Genomic DNA, 14,988 nt, shown 5'->3' on the forward strand with positions numbered 1-14,988 from the left:
GGCTGTAAACGCGGCGAATCCTCCCGTTCCGTTGATCCTGGGTCATGCCTGTGCTGGTCGGTTGTAACACAAGCGTACACGTACAGTAATTATGCAGTAAATACGCAGATGATTTTCTTTCCCATGGCGGGTGAGTAGCTTTTGCTGTGCAGAACAAAAGCTCAATTATTTGCAAGGGTGGCTCCCAGTGTTGGAGCCTGATTTTTAACGGAAGCTCCGAGAGAAATTGGCGAAGTGGAAAACCGGTGTAAGACAAAGTTTTCCCGGTCGCACTGTATAAAGAGGGTTGCCAGTATCCGTTTACCTCCACGGCTCCAGGTGCTGTGATCGTGTGCATTTAGGGTTACAGTGATTTGGTTAAATCCGGGCCGTAATAGCTTTTCTGGCAGGTGCACATCGGCGGCATAGAGGCGCTGTACTTTTTTGCCATTAATATAAAGATGTGCGTGGCCCTCAAGAAATCTTTGTGGGGTATCACTGGCATCGCGAGGTGATTCGAGTTCGAAGCGGTCAAAGTCGATGTGTAAATTGAATCCGGACATCGTATCCCGGCTGATGTTCAGCTCAATTCTCGGTGTGGCAATATGCATTGGTATTTCCACAATGGGGTGCTGATCACCACCGTGTCCTGTATGCGGATTGGCTTGGGCTATCACTGTGAGGGTGCCGATCACTGCATATACCAGGAACCCGGCAATTAAATACTTGTGTAATTTCATAAGCTGCTCGCTTCCAAGTATGATTAAACTTTAACGACCGAAAGTAGTGGAGCATCGATTCACGATAGTTTGGTCGTCCAGTTTTCCGTAAAAGCGCGGCCCAAAAGTAAATGGGAATGCCGGTATCAGCTGGGCATCATCACTGAGCGTAACCGTTAGGTGGTAGTGATAGCCGCGCTCGCTATCGCTGTGCCCGTTGTACTGATCAAGGTAGGCTCCGCCCAGAGCGGTTAATTCGGAATCCCAGTAGTAATCTTCGTAAAAGAAACCAGAGGTTGTATCGAATTCATTACCCGATAGAGAGGTATAGCTGCCGCTGGTAGTGGGACCGGTATTATTGGTGGTTTGGGTCCCCTGGTTGATGTTGTATTCATCTACCAAGAGACAGCTCCGCTCTCCGGCATCGCCACAGCCGGTTTTCGAGTTGGGATCGTTATAGTTGCGCACCGCCCAACTACTCAGTGCCAGTTGGCCGTCGTCTTCCCAGGGGCCGTGAATGGCATAGCCATCGGCAGTGTAGCCGTAGATTGGTGAGTGGCTATTACCCACATCACCCACCAGGTCAGCGAGGCAGTTGCTGTAGAAGTGATGGTGGTAGTCGCCATTGGCGGAATGGCCTCCACAGACATCCACATCGTAGACCTCTGCGAAAGGTGCGAGAGTGTGCCAGGTGTTGTTAACCGACTGGCCATCACTCCATTGGTAAATTGACGTGCCGTTCACCCAGTAGCCCTGGACGCCGAGGCCGGTCTCGCAATCCTCGGTAGCAGCTTCTGGCGTTTTGGGAATATAGCCTTCATGGGAAACGTTTTCTGGGCAAACGGGCCCCGGTGGCCAAAAACCATATCCAGCTTCAGCGCCGCAAGAGGAATTACTGCGGTAACCAATATCCTGACCAAAACTGATAATATCCCCTGGCTGCACTGTAGGGCTGCCACTGAGGAAGTCTGTGCTGACTTTGGGGCGGCTGAGAAGCGCGTTGAGGATATTGTCAGTGATAAGAATTTCGTAGTCGGGGATGCCTGTAGCAGTTACCCGTGTATAGTCTCTGCCACTCACCGTTACTGACTCGACACTTTGTACGTTTACCAGAACCTGTTCATTACTGTTATTCTCATAGATGTAAGGAGCGCGCTCATCGGTGGTGTTGATGATCCAAACACCGGCATCCCCCGAGCTGCCATCATCGCTGCTGTTATCCCCAGAGTCACTATCGCCATCACTGCCATTGCTGCTCACATCACTGCTTGTTTCTGTTTCAGAGGAGGAGTTTCCACCACCTCCACAGCCATGCAGTACACCAGCGAGTAATGTGAGGGAGAGGGCATAGGACAGTAGCGAGTACCCGTCGTGATTTAAGAGTGCTTTTATTTTCATAATCCACCGAGGCATCAAAGGATAAGTACTTTGAAACTACCCGAGAAAAGTGGACAAAATATGGATGCTTGCTGTGCATTTTGATACTGGATGCAGTACAAGAATTATACTGAGAAGCGGTTTCTAAACTGGAAATTCCCCCCGACAACCTAAACTGAAAAGCTGTCCTATGTCTTTGCCGCTAAGTAATTCAGTCATTTTTTAGAGAGAGCAAATTCCTCCTGTACCTATGATTATTTATCGCCGGGCATTGTGTACAGTGCGCCTGGGGTAATGGTGTTAATTTTTGCAAAGCCCAATATTTTTATGGACAGAGTTCCGGCACACAGCCTGTGCGCTGGAGTCCCGTCGAGTCACGGAGGGAATCAGGGGCGTGGAGGTGGTCTGGGTGGCAGCCCGCCGCCGACTTCATCGGAGCAGACATTTACCAGGGCTTGATCGTCCAGCTTGCCGAAGAAGCGTGGGCCAAGGGTATAGGGGAAGGCTGGAATTAACTGCGTGTTGTCACTCAGGGTCACGGTCAGGTGGTAATGGTAGCCACGCTCTCTATTACTGTGCCCATTCTATTGGTCCAGATAAGCGCCGCTTTGTGCGGTTAGATGCGGGTCCCAGTAGTAATCCCTATAAAAGAAGCCGGCAGAAGTTTTGAAGATATTGCCGGACAGAGCGGTAAAAGTATCGCTGGTACTGGGACCAGGCTTATTCAGCACTTCATAACCCCGTGCCAGGTCGTATTCGTCGACCAGCCGGCAGTTCCTCTATCCGGGAGAACCACACCCGCTGATTGAGTTGGATCGTCGTAATTTTCGGATAGCTCAGCTACTTTTGGTCAGCACACCATCTTCTTCCGAGGGCTCATAAACTGCATAGCCGTCGGCAGTAGAGCCGTAAATGGGTGGGTGGATGTTACCTATGTCGGCTACAAGCTCTGCAAGGCAGTCGCTATAGGAATGGTGGTGGTAATCGCCACGTGCGGCGTGCCCGCCGCAAATATCCACATCCTACATTTCTGCCACTGGCGCCAGAGTGTGCAAGGTTCCATCCAAAACCTGGCCGTCGCTCCACTGATCGATAGAGGCACCGTTAACCCAGTACCCTTGGACACCCAGGCCAGTTTCACTCGCCTCCCCAGACTCTTCCGGCACCAGCGGAAAATACCCTTCGTGGGAGATATTTTCCGGGCAGACCGGGTCTGATGGCCAGTAATCATAGCCAGCATTCACGCCACAGGAAGAGTTACTGCGATAGCCGATGTCCTGGCCAAATCTGATGAGATCGCCAACCTGTAGGAGTGGATTGCCGCTGACGAAACCGGTATCCACCCTGGGTCGACTTAGGAGCCATTCGTACAGGTCTTCAGTAATTTCGGTTTCATAGTCGGGGATACCGGGGGCCGTTACACTCGAATAATCTTTTCCACTCACCGTAACCGAATCGACACTCTGTACATTCACCAGAACCTGTTCATGACTGTTGGCTTCGTAAATATAGGGCGCGCGTTTATTGTCGATATTTATTATCCAGGGGGAATTATCCAAGTTTTCAGTGAAGTTACTTAAATTCTCACTCGAGTCAGAGCTTTCTGGGGTTGGGTTATCCCGATCGCATCCGCCTAACAAGCCAATGAATATGATTAACAGGATTTTCTCAGGCAGCAGGCGCTGCTTTGAGCGGGGGTATTCCATTGCTTCCATAGGTCACCGACCATGTTGGGAATTGGTCGATTTCTAAGTGATCCTTCACCGGAAATGCCGGATTTGAGGTGAGGCTTGCCGGTGGTGTCTGAAGCGATCGAGGAAAAGTGGAAGTAATGTGCATGAAGAGAAAAGTGGCGGTCGCTTCCTTGACTGGTACTGACGTTTGAGTGAGTGGAGTGCCTGAGGTGGGGAGTAAGCCCCGGTGTGCCCGGGGCTGCTGTTTAGCTGGCTGGCAGCTGCTCCGGGGTGGCTACTTCGGCCGTACGCTGTCGGGTATCGTGGCGTAGCCACCACCATGAAAGGATACCCAGGAGGATATTGGATGTGGCTGTCGCAACAAACAAACCGGTCATTCCCCATAGCTGATTTCCCAGCCAAGCCAGGGGCAGGTAGATACCGAGCACCCTCAAGAAGGAAATCATGGTAGCGGGCAGGGGGCGTCCAAGGCCGTTAAAGGCGGCATTGGCTGACATTACAAAGCCGTAACCGGCATAACTGATGGGCACCAGGGTGAGGTAGGCGACTGCCACGGCGATAACTTCTGGGGACTCACTAAACAGGCGCGCGATAGGTTCGCCAATAAAATACAAAAGTACTGCCAGGCTACTGCCCAGTATGAGGCAGAAACGTGCCAGTACGCTGACAGTTTCCCGCAGCCGATCGATTTTTCCAGCTCCAGCATTCTGTCCCATAAAAGGACCAACTACCGCTGAAAGCGCATAGAAGATAATCAGAGCCATCGGCTCAATACGCATCGCTACCCCCAGACCGGCAACGGCATCATCACCATGCACAGCAACCAGTGCTACAACGACACCGCCAGACATGGGGATGATCACATTGGTCAGTATCGCCGGCAGTCCTACGGCCAGTATCTTGCGCCAGGATTCAATTAGGGTGCCCAGGTGCCATTGGGGTGGGGCCATCAAGTGTTCGCGGCGAATCAGGAAATAAAGAGCTGCAAAGAAACTCAGTGCGCGCACGATGACCGTCGCGATTGCCGCACCCTGTAATTCCAGGCGGGGGAAGCCAAACAGCCCAAAGATCAGGATGGGATCGAGAATAAGGTTAAACAGGGCCACACCCACCATAATACGCCCGGTCAAGGCGCTGTTGCCGATGGCGCGTAGGGCGGACATGGCGATCGTGGGGACAATCACGAAGATAGTGCCGAGGTACCAGGGCACCATATAGTCGGCAATGAGTGGCAGTAGCTCAGGGCTCGCACCAAGCAGTGAGAATAGTGGTCGGATCGTGAGCAGGCCGGCAACTGAGATTACCAGGGAGATCAGTAACGCCAAAATCGAAGTATCGGTAACCAGTCTGCGTACATCCTGTACTTCTCCGGCACCAAAGGCACGGGCGACTGCCGATGAGGTGCCGGCGCCCAGGCCGATAGCAAAGCTGTTGATTACCATCACTACGGGAAAGGTAAAACTCATGGCCGCCAGTGGCGCACTGCCCAATTGGGAGACAAAGAAAGTGTCCACAATATTGAAGGACATTACGGCGAGAATGCCCCATACCATAGGAAGGGCCAGCCTCTGCAGGTGAGCGGGTACCGAGCCTTCGAGGAGTGATGGGCTGCTGTTCGATAGCGTCATTCAATAACTCTTTTTACGCGGTCGGATCAGTGGGAACCTCGGTGATGCTGCCGCAAAAACTGATGGGTGGTGACGCTGTTTGGCAGGGCGCCCCCCTTGAAAGTCGCCCTCTAGGCGCAGTGAGAAAACGGTCCTTTCTGTTGTCAGTGGGTATTTTACGACCCGCTATCGTCCAGGGCGAGGCTCATGAGTACAGCATTCTCTCTGCTACCGTTTTCTGCGGGATAGTAATTCTTACGCAAGCCGTCTTCAGAAAAACCTAGTTTGCGGTAGAGCGAGAGTGCGGCGAGATTTGAACTGCGCACCTCAAGCAGTAGCCGCCGGATGTCATCGGGTAGCTCTGTGATTAACCCCTTGAGCAATCTCTCGGCGATGCCGTGCCGGCGCCAATTAGGAGCGACGGCTACATCGAGGATTTCCACCTCGTCGAATAGATGGCTGATGACACAGCAGGCGATCATTTCCCCTTCATTCTCAAGTAGCCAGCCTTGGTGTCCAGACTCAAGACTTTGTCGGTATTGGGTTTCATTCCACGGGTGGCTGTGAGCACTGCGTGCAAGCGCAGCGAGAGCTGCACAATCAGTTACTCCTGCCAGGCGTTTTCGTAACCCAACAGCTGCCGGCAAACTCATTTTGCCTCTGTCTCTGCCGGGTAAGTTACACGCAGTAATTGCCAGAGGTCGCGTTTGCGCTCGGGTTCCTGTAACAATAGGGACAGGCTTGGCATGCCGATGACACGGACCCCTTGCCAATTATTGACAGTTTCATCGAGTGGAATGGGAGTACAAAACTTCTGTGCTTCATCGCCCATCAGCCAAATAGACTTTACCGGGTGGCGGGCACAGGAAGCTTCTAGCCAGCTGGAAAAAGTATCTCGAGCTTCAGAGGCATCGGCTATCGGGCCAAAGCGGTTTTGTGCCAGAGGCCAGTGCAAGCGCTCCTGCTGACGCGATAACTGATGCCAGTTCATCGCTTGTACAATATTGCCAAACAGGGCATCCAGCGGTAGGGCGGCTCCGGGTTCATGGCTGTCCACAGCGAGAAGCTCTTCCCCGAGTCGCCAGCAATTGAGGACAAATGGCCGAACCTCCTGTCGGGGCGGCGCAACCTGCGTAATGACCGCAGGTTGCACTTGGGGTACGCCACCGGTAAGCGTTGCAATATCCGGCGGGCTAACAGCTGTGTCAGCCTGCTCTGGGGTAGAGACAATGTGCGCTACCGATTGAGGCAGAGGGTTGGCAGCGGGCTCTGCCTGTCGCAGTGGGGGTGGGGCAGCCTCTACAGCCGGTGGCAGCAGGGCTTGGCGAGGCTCCGGTGCGAGCGGCAATACGAAGCGCGGCGCATAGCTGGCGACACCAAGTACTGACAAATATTCCGCTCGCTGCAGTTCGTTCACTTACACGCCCTGTTTTTTACTCTCACTACTGGCGAGCAAGTTTAACGCATCCATATAGGCTTGTGCGGAGGCAATTAGAATATCGGTATCTGCCCCTACCCCGTTAACCAAACGGCCATCTTTTTCCAGGCGTACAGTCACTGATCCCTGGGAATCGGTTCCCTGGGTAACAGCATTCACGGAATAGAGTTTCAGGTCTGCACCGCTATCGACGATATGCTCAATGGCTTTAAACGTGGCATCTACGGGGCCGTCACCCTTAGCTTCTGTCTCGTGAGCTTTGCCATCAATTGACAGGCTGATAAAAGCCTGGGGGGCGCTGCCAATTTTGCTGCGTACATCCAGGTCGTTGAGCTGAAAGCGCTCCACAGGAGCTTCACTTTCAGCAACCAGGGAGTGTAGGTCTTCGTCGAAAATTTCGTGTTTCTTGTCAGCCAGTTCTTTAAAGCGCAGGAATACCTGATGGAATTCTTCGCTGTCTGAGAAATTGATGCCCAGTTCTTCGTAGCGGGCGCGCACGGCAGCACGACCGGAGTGTTTGCCTAAAACTAGGCGGTTCTGGCCCCAGCCCACATCCTCAGCACGCATGATTTCATAGGTTTCACGATGCTTGAGTACACCGTCCTGGTGAATGCCGGATTCGTGCGCGAAGGCATTGGCGCCGACGATAGCTTTGTTTGGCTGCACCGGGAAGCCGGTTACTGAGGAAACCATGCGTGAAGTGGGTACAATATGGCTGGTATCGATACCGGTTTCTACTGGGTAGAGATCCTGGCGGGTCTGCACAGCCATAACAATTTCTTCCAGGGAAGCATTGCCTGCGCGCTCTCCCAGACCGTTGATAGTGCACTCTACTTGACGTACCCCATTCATCACGGCGGATAGGGAGTTGGCTACTGCCAGGCCCAAGTCGTTGTGGCAATGGGTGGAGAAGATGGCTTTATCGGAATTGGGGACACTCTCGATAACCCGGCGGAACATGGCACCGTATTCTTCTGGTTCGCCGTAGCCGACAGTATCGGGAATATTGATGGTGCCAGCCCCGGCAGTGATTACCGCTTCAATAATGCGGTACATAAAATCGGGCTCGGAACGGCTACCGTCCTCCAGGGAGAATTCCACATCATCGGTAAACTGGCGTGCGGTTTTAACTGCGTTTACCGCTTGCTGCAACACGTCTTCCGGATCCATCTGTAGCTTGTACTTCATATGGATCGGAGAGGTGGCGATAAATGTGTGGATGCGGGAGGCGTTGGCTTTCTTTAAGGCTTCACCGGCACGCAGAATATCGGCGTTAACCGCGCGGGCCAAGCTACAAATCCGGGATTCGGTCACTGCTTCAGCGACTGCCTGCACGGCTTCGAAGTCCCCGGGGCTAGCGATTGCAAAACCGGCTTCTATAACGTCCACCCGCATGCGCTCCAGTATACGGGCAATACGTACCTTTTCCTCTTTGGTCATAGAGGCGCCGGGGCTCTGCTCACCATCGCGCAGAGTCGTATCAAAAATGACTAACTTATCTTTCTTTGTGCTCATTTTCGCTTGTTCTCCTTATTTGTTCCGAGGCTAAACAAGCGGCTCTGCTGCTGTCTATGCGCCGTCCAAATAAAGTTGGGAATTCTGTTGGGGGTAGGGGAGAGAAAAATTATATGCCGCGTAGCGGCAGTCGTAGCGAGGAAGCTAGGGCGAGATGATGCTGGCTAAATGTACAGATGTCAGTCTTCATGTCTGGCGATATCCGCGTCGGACTAGATTTCACACATTATGTATATTTTTCAACCTTGCAGTCAATGGTTATCCTAAATTTGCACTTTATTCTTTTTTTTGTGGTTTTTTCATCCTATTTTGCCTCGATTTTCAATGAATTTTATTTAATAAATACATGTCCCCTCAAACTGTGAGGCCAATGAGGGGGCATAAATGGAGCAGTAGAGTCTATTTAGTAGGTGAACTGGCAGTCTCACTTCCCAGCTTATTCAGGAATTGCCAAAGGTCTTCGTGCAATTGCTCCACTTCAGACCGACTGATTGAAGACTGGTCAATGCGTTGTTGTACCCAGGCGCGGGCCCGGGGCTTAAGATCCAGAGCTACTTCGGTAGCCGACAGTAGGGTGACACGTTCATCCCAGGAGGCGCGGTATCTTTGGACCAGACCGCGCTGCTCCATGCGCTTTAATAGGGGGGTGAGTGTGCCCGAATCGAGCATGAGGCGCTGGCCAAGAGCTCCAAGGCTCCGGTCTTTGTGGCTTTGATCCCCCTCCGCGGCCCACTCCCACAGAACCATCAATACCAGGTACTGGGGGTAGGTGATATCCAGGTCCTTCAGCATGGGCTGATATGCCCGGGTCATAGCTCGGGAGGCGGCGTAAAGGGCAAAGCAGAGCTGGCGATTGAGAGCCAGCTCTATGGAATCATCATCACAGACCACAGTCACAGCATCCGCTCAATTTCCGCCTGGAGGGATTCGGGAGTGTCCTTGGGAGCGTAGCGCTTTACCTGTTCGCCGTCCTTACTAATCAGAAACTTGGTGAAATTCCACTTGATTCCTTCGGTGCCAAGCAGCCCCGGTGCACGCTTTTTCAATTCTACAAACAGTGGATGTGCAGAGGGGCCATTTACGTCCAGCTTGGCGTAAACAGGGAAACTGACTCCAAAATTCAGCTCACAAAACTCCTGAATCTCTTCATCACTGCCTGGTTCCTGCTTGCCGAATTGGTTGCAAGGAAAACCGAGAACAGTCAGGCCGCGATCCTTGTACTCTTTGTAGAGGTTTTCCAGCCCACTGTACTGTTTGGTAAAGCCGCATTTACTAGCGGTATTGACTATCAGGATCACCTTGCCCTTAAAGTCTTCGAGAGTTGCAGTCTCACCAGCGGCAGTCTTGACGGGAATCGAGTAGAGGTCAGTCATGATCATCTCCTGTAATTTATATTGTACGCAATGTAATTGTGTGCAATATAAATTACAAGCTTATCTCTGAAGCAGTTAGTGTTCATGCGGACTTTGTTGTGAGAATGGTTATCAATTATATTATGCGCCATATTCTCAACATTGTTTGCAGCAACAGAAAAGGACTCTCCATGCGCCTTTCCCAATACCTGGCCCGCCTGTTTGTGGCGTTGTTGGCGATTACGATAATCCCCACCCAGGCCCAGCAGGCAGGCCTTTCCGAGCAGCAGCTGCGCCAGCTTATGCAGATGGCGGAATATATAGGTGTGGATTACCCGGAGGCGGTGGCCGACGGTGAGATCATTAACACGGATGAATATGCTGAGATGGAGGAGTTTGCCCAGTTGTTGATCGACCGTGGGCAACAGCTCGCGGATTCCGCAGAGGCTGTGACAATCCGCGCCGAAGCCAGGGCTTTACAGGAGGCGATTCAGCGCAAAGCAGCTATTGCCGAGGTCCAGGTGCACACGGCTAAATTGCGACAGGGATTACTGTCTATTGCGCCGGCGCTTTCTCTGCCTACCACGCTGCTCGATCTTAATGAAAGTCGTGCCCTCTATCAGGCTCAGTGTATCGCTTGCCACGGTGTGGAAGGTAAAGGGGATGGCCCTCTGGCGGCCCAGCTGGAACCTGCACCGACCGATTTCCACGAGCGCGAGCGGGCTGAGAATCGCTCGCTGCTTGGGCTCTATGATGCCATTAGCAATGGTATCGACGGTACTGCCATGACAGCATTCAAGAACCTCAACGAACAGCAGCGCTGGTCACTGGCTTTTTTCGTGGGGAGCCTGGCTTTTACAGGAGAAAGCGCTGACGCTGCAGAACCGAAGCTGAGCTTGCAGGATCTAGTGATGTACAGCCCACAGGTACTGCGAAGCGACCGTCCGGATTTTTCCCCCCAGTCAGTAGCGGCTCTGCGTGGAAATCCCAGCGCGCTGTTTAGCACTGCAATGGAAGAGGGGGACACCCCAATTGATGTCGCGCGTGTACAGTTGCAAAAATCCCTGCAAGCCTACCAGCAGGGCGACTTTGTCAGTGCCCGTACTCTGGCTATCAGCGCTTACCTGGATGGCTTTGAGATGGCTGAGAACTCGCTGGATTCACTGGATGTGCATCTGCGCCAGGCCACTGAGCGTGAACTGCTGGGTTTGCGTGCACAACTGAACGCAGACAGCGACCCACAACAGGTTGAAGATCAGGTTGAGGCGATTCTGCAGCAACTGGCTCAGGCGGAAGCACTGATGGAGGATAGCAATCTGTCCGGCGCCGCCTTGTTTATTGCCAGCTTGGTAATCCTACTGCGTGAAGGGCTGGAGGCCCTGCTGGTAGTAATTGCGCTGACAACAATTCTGGTGAAGACTGGACGCCGCGATGCCCTCAAATTTGTGCACTTGGGTTGGATTGGTGCATTTGCAGCTGGCTTTGCCACCTGGGTTGCGGCCCAAAGCGTTATCACCATCAGCGGTGCCAGCCGTGAGGTCATGGAAGGTGTCGCTGCGCTGTTGGCCGCAATGGTGCTCTTCTATGTAGGTTTCTGGATGCATAGTAAGACACAGGCGTCAGAGTGGCAGAAATATATTCAAGATAGTATCAATCGCAGCTTGAGTACTGGCGCCCTGTGGGGGATTGCCGGCCTAGCCTTCATTGCGGTTTATCGTGAAATTTTTGAAACTATTCTGTTCTATCAGTCGCTGTTGGCGCAGACTTCAGAAAGTCAGTACAACACACTCTGGGGAGGTATTGTCGCTGGTGTGGCCCTGCTCGCAGTAGTTGGCTTTGCCCTGATGCGTTACTCAGTGAGCCTGCCGATTGGCAAGTTCTTCTCTGCGACCACTTATGTACTGCTGGCCCTGTCATTCGTGCTCGCAGGAAAAGCGGTGGCGGCGCTACAGGAAGCGGCCTGGATTGCTATTTCACCCCTTCCAGTACAATTCAGTATTGACTGGTTGGGAATTTACTCCACTTGGCAGGGGCTAGGTCTGCAGGCCACTATTCTTGTGGCCGCGTTATGGCTGATGAGAAAAGGCGGTGCTACTGCTGAAGCTGCGGGCAAAGCGGCTTAGATGTCAACGAGATACCCGTTCTTGTGGACGGGTATCACCTCCCCCTACTCCTCCTTCAAGTTTGCATTTGCTCTTGCAGAGTTTCCGCGTCAATTTTAAAAGCGGTCAAAGTCTTACCTGTCACGGCCAGAGTTCTGGGAAAGCTGGTTTTTTTCTTGTCTCTGGTTGTCGGGCCAGTGAGTTTGCAATATGGCTTTTGGGGAGCTAGGGGCATTACTGGCGCCGACGAACAATTGCTCAAGTACCCTTTGGAGATCATTGGTGAAAGGTTTTCGTATCTTCAGGAGTAATTGCTGCTCCAGCGGTGATATGAACTTTGGACAGAAGTTTCTGCCGCTTTTTACTCTTATTATTTCTGTGCGTATTGAGCCCCTGTAAAAAGATAGGAAAAAGGGGAGTAGTTATGCCGGACAGAACTCTGTCGATAGAGACCCGGTTATCTTGGGTATGATCTTTATTCGTTCCAGTACTGGGGAATAAGCAAACCAGATCACCATTACCTAGCGCATTTTGGATGTCTCCAGATACTTTCTCTTCACCTTCGGTTATGTCATGGATGATGGGATTGGTGCCGTAATTCTTGAATATAAAGTGCAATACCGGTGCTTCATAGATAGACCTGGGCAACACAAAACGAATAGGGCGTGAAAACGTGTCCATTAATAGTAGAGGGGCAAGTTTCCCGTCAGGAGAGCAAGCCAATAGAGCCGCGCCCTTTTTGGGTATTTGATTGAGGTTTCCGTGTGTTGTGCGGACCAAAAGGCGAGATGAAAACCAGATTATCAGGTGCACAATAAATTCGGGTAATTTGCAAAAGAGGAAGGTTATGACTGCAATATTTAAAAGAGCGATGAGAATAAACAACTGTGGAATGGTGATTTTCAACACGTCCAAAAATACGATATTCAGCAGTGAGATAGCTACAATAAAGAAAGCGTTAAGTACGTTATTGAGAGATAAAACCTGAGCGCGAACCGTTTTTTCTGTTCGGTCCTGAATAATGGTATAGAGTGGAACGATAAAAATACCTCCAAAAATGCCCAGTAAAGCGGTGTATATCAGGATTGCATAGGCGCCATCGCTGCGGAGGTACTCTGCTACCGATGCCCCGGATAGTGTTTCAAACTGGGCGGCACTCCAACCCAACCCAAGACCGGCCAGTGTTATACCTAACGCACCGACAGGCACGATACCGAAGGTAATTCGTCCCCTGGAGAGACTCTCACACATCAGTGAGCCTACCGCGACCCCAATAGATAAACAGCATAAGATGAGGGTGATAACAGGTTCACTGGCGCCCAGTATATTTCTAGTGAAGCTGGGAATCTGGGCCAAATAGGCTGAGCTCACCAGCCAAAACCAGGAACAGGCAATAATTGCATAAAAAACAGATGGTGTTTTTATGGTTAGCCGTAAGATGCGCCAAGCCTGTGACAGGGGGTTCCAGCCGATATGTAGCTTGGGAGCCGATGATGGTGCTGTCGGGATCCAGCGACTAGTTAAGTAGCCAAATATTGCGACGATGACCATGATCCAGCCTATATCGAATAGACCAGGCTGTCCCGGTTTGGTATAGCCAGCCAGTAGAGAGCCGGCAATGGTACCGATAAGTACCCCGGCAAAGGAGCCCATTTGTGCAAGCCCGTTACCGCCCATTAACTCTTGGCGCTGCAAGTGCTGGGGTAAAATGGCATATTGCACTGGGCTGAAGATCGCTGTGTGTGCTGCCAGCAGGAAGAGCACAAGAAAGTCCAAGGTACGGCTGTTGTAAATCAGGGTATAGGCCCCGAGTATCACAATAAAAATCTCAGCCAGCTTCAATATTCTGATGATTACGCTTTTGTCATACTTGTCGGCCAACTGCCCGGCGGTAATGGAAAATAAGAAGTAGGGCAATATATAGAAGCCGGTAGCCAGGTTGATCAGTGCGTTGGCCTGACCTTCTGATAGGCGGAATGCCAACATTACCAGGAGCGCATTTTTGAATATATTGTCATTGAATGCCGCGGTAGTCAGCGACAGAAATAATGGCAGGAATCGGCGTCTACATAGCAGTTTGAATTGATTGTGCTGAGCCATTGATGCTCGCTTCATAGAATTATTAGCGCTGGATATTGCCGAGAGGCTCTAAGTATCTAGGGCATCAGTAAACGCAGCCTCGCCGCCCAATAGTGTGGAAATATCAAGATGCTAGTTATAAGAATGCTAGCAGGTTGTGGCAGTCATATTTGCCTGGCTTGTTTCAAGCTAGAAATACTTTTTCCATAGATAAGAAAACTGTCGCTCAATACTCGCTTTATTTACACTGGCGCCATTAATAGGCTTATCAGCGAGGAGATAAAGCCGTCTAAATAGATGATGTTCATTATTGCCCTGTGTATCTTGAATTGAACCCGATTGCGTCTTTCCTGTTAAAAGTAGCGGAATGACTGGAAGTTCACTGTGCGCAAGGATTTTCTCTATCCGTCTATCCCAAGTACGTTCACCAACTTCTAACTCAGGAAAAATACACAGTAGCTCGCCCTGACCGATGGCCCGCTCCAGTTCGGCACGAGTGGTCTTTGTGAAGTCCCCTGTGGGTAAGTCATACCAAATAGGAGAGGGGCCGCCATGTTTCAGTGTGAATCGCAGAAGTGCCGATACTTCTTGGCAGTATAAAGCGGACTTGTCGAGGCACCGTGTCATAAATAATCAGTGGAGCCAGTTAATCAAATGGGCTGCAGAATTTTACTGTCAATAAAGAGGGCGGCCGCACCCAGTAGAACTATAGGAATCTCTATCAGTTTGATGATTCGCAGCATACGGCTTTTATCTACCCTACCTGCCAATTGCCCTGCGGTAACTAAAAATAGGAAGAACGGGAGTAAGTAAAAACCGGTGGCGAAGTTGATCAGGGCATTGGCTTCTGACTTTGCCAGCTGGAATGCCAGTATGACCAGTAGAGCATTCCGGAATAAATCATCGTTGAAAAAGGTGGTGACGAGAGATAAAAAGAGTGGCAGAAAGCGACGTTTGCCCAGCAGTTTAAATTGATTTTCTCTGGCCATCGCCGCTTATTCTGGGAATAGGATTGTGCAGAGTCGTATAAATAACTGACAGCCATACTCTAGGCACATTCTGTACAATAAGTGGAGCGTCAGAGCGGAGCTAGGTGGGGAAAGGTTAGCGTTTGGGAGACTGTGGC

At 51.5% G+C, this 14,988-nt stretch carries 15 protein-coding genes; 1 reads left to right on the plus strand and 14 read right to left on the minus strand.

What is annotated here, in order from left to right; genetic code table 11:
* Positions 1 to 161: 161 nt before the first annotated feature.
* From ACJJI7_RS09720 to ACJJI7_RS09770, 11 genes are all read right to left on the minus strand, one after another.
* Positions 162 to 719 (minus strand): hypothetical protein, encoded by a 558-nt coding sequence (locus ACJJI7_RS09720; protein WP_282951695.1) that lies wholly within the window; start codon positions 717 to 719, stop codon positions 162 to 164.
* Positions 720 to 749: 30 nt separating this feature from the next.
* Positions 750 to 2,096: a YHYH protein gene (locus ACJJI7_RS09725; protein ID WP_282951694.1), complete on the minus strand. Its 1,347-nt coding sequence runs from the start codon at positions 2,094 to 2,096 to the stop codon at positions 750 to 752.
* 563 nt (positions 2,097 to 2,659) lie between these two features.
* A complete protein-coding gene (locus ACJJI7_RS09730) occupies positions 2,660 to 2,806 on the minus strand; it encodes a hypothetical protein (RefSeq protein WP_282951692.1) in 147 nt (48 codons plus the stop codon).
* A 105-nt stretch (positions 2,807 to 2,911) separates the two neighbouring features.
* Positions 2,912 to 3,094 carry a hypothetical protein gene (locus ACJJI7_RS09735; protein ID WP_282951691.1) on the minus strand — a complete coding sequence of 61 codons (183 nt, stop codon included), beginning with the start codon at positions 3,092 to 3,094 and terminating at the stop codon, positions 2,912 to 2,914.
* 3 nt (positions 3,095 to 3,097) lie between these two features.
* On the minus strand, positions 3,098 to 3,781 hold the full coding sequence (locus ACJJI7_RS09740; RefSeq protein ID WP_282951690.1) for a hypothetical protein: 684 nt from the start codon (positions 3,779 to 3,781) through the stop codon (positions 3,098 to 3,100).
* Between the two features lie 233 nt (positions 3,782 to 4,014).
* Positions 4,015 to 5,397: an MATE family efflux transporter gene (locus ACJJI7_RS09745; protein ID WP_020411860.1), complete on the minus strand. Its 1,383-nt coding sequence runs from the start codon at positions 5,395 to 5,397 to the stop codon at positions 4,015 to 4,017.
* 155 nt (positions 5,398 to 5,552) lie between these two features.
* Entirely contained in the window at positions 5,553 to 6,029 is a 477-nt protein-coding gene (gene rimI / locus ACJJI7_RS09750) for a ribosomal protein S18-alanine N-acetyltransferase (RefSeq protein ID WP_020411861.1), read from the minus strand.
* Positions 6,026 to 6,793 (minus strand): hypothetical protein, encoded by a 768-nt coding sequence (locus ACJJI7_RS09755; RefSeq protein WP_020411862.1) that lies wholly within the window; start codon positions 6,791 to 6,793, stop codon positions 6,026 to 6,028. The genes rimI and ACJJI7_RS09755 overlap by 4 nt, the downstream gene beginning before the upstream one ends.
* Positions 6,794 to 8,329 carry a 2-isopropylmalate synthase gene (locus tag ACJJI7_RS09760; protein ID WP_444902260.1) on the minus strand — a complete coding sequence of 512 codons (1,536 nt, stop codon included), beginning with the start codon at positions 8,327 to 8,329 and terminating at the stop codon, positions 6,794 to 6,796.
* A gap of 399 nt (positions 8,330 to 8,728) precedes the next feature.
* Positions 8,729 to 9,226 (minus strand): MarR family winged helix-turn-helix transcriptional regulator, encoded by a 498-nt coding sequence (locus ACJJI7_RS09765; protein WP_444902259.1) that lies wholly within the window; start codon positions 9,224 to 9,226, stop codon positions 8,729 to 8,731.
* Complete coding sequence (locus tag ACJJI7_RS09770) at positions 9,223 to 9,702, minus strand: glutathione peroxidase (RefSeq protein ID WP_020411865.1); 480 nt, start codon at positions 9,700 to 9,702, stop codon at positions 9,223 to 9,225. The genes ACJJI7_RS09765 and ACJJI7_RS09770 overlap by 4 nt, the downstream gene beginning before the upstream one ends.
* Before the next feature lie 170 nt (positions 9,703 to 9,872).
* Between ACJJI7_RS09770 and ACJJI7_RS09775 the strand changes: the two genes are divergently transcribed.
* The gene (locus ACJJI7_RS09775; RefSeq protein ID WP_211214882.1) at positions 9,873 to 11,804 is read left to right on the plus strand and encodes a cytochrome c/FTR1 family iron permease; all 1,932 of its coding nucleotides are present in this window, start codon (positions 9,873 to 9,875) and stop codon (positions 11,802 to 11,804) included.
* Positions 11,805 to 12,059: 255 nt separating this feature from the next.
* Here ACJJI7_RS09775 and ACJJI7_RS09780 read toward each other — a convergent pair whose 3' ends face one another.
* The 3 genes from ACJJI7_RS09780 to ACJJI7_RS09790 form a co-directional block, all read right to left on the minus strand.
* On the minus strand, positions 12,060 to 13,883 hold the full coding sequence (locus tag ACJJI7_RS09780) for an MFS transporter (RefSeq protein ID WP_444902258.1): 1,824 nt from the start codon (positions 13,881 to 13,883) through the stop codon (positions 12,060 to 12,062).
* A 168-nt stretch (positions 13,884 to 14,051) separates the two neighbouring features.
* Positions 14,052 to 14,489 carry a hypothetical protein gene (locus ACJJI7_RS09785; RefSeq protein WP_444902257.1) on the minus strand — a complete coding sequence of 146 codons (438 nt, stop codon included), beginning with the start codon at positions 14,487 to 14,489 and terminating at the stop codon, positions 14,052 to 14,054.
* 23 nt (positions 14,490 to 14,512) lie between these two features.
* Positions 14,513 to 14,851, minus strand: a complete 339-nt coding sequence (locus ACJJI7_RS09790) for a hypothetical protein (protein ID WP_444902256.1) — start codon at positions 14,849 to 14,851, stop codon at positions 14,513 to 14,515.
* Positions 14,852 to 14,988 lie beyond the last annotated feature (137 nt).

It is taken from the genome of Microbulbifer variabilis, from assembly GCF_056232115.1.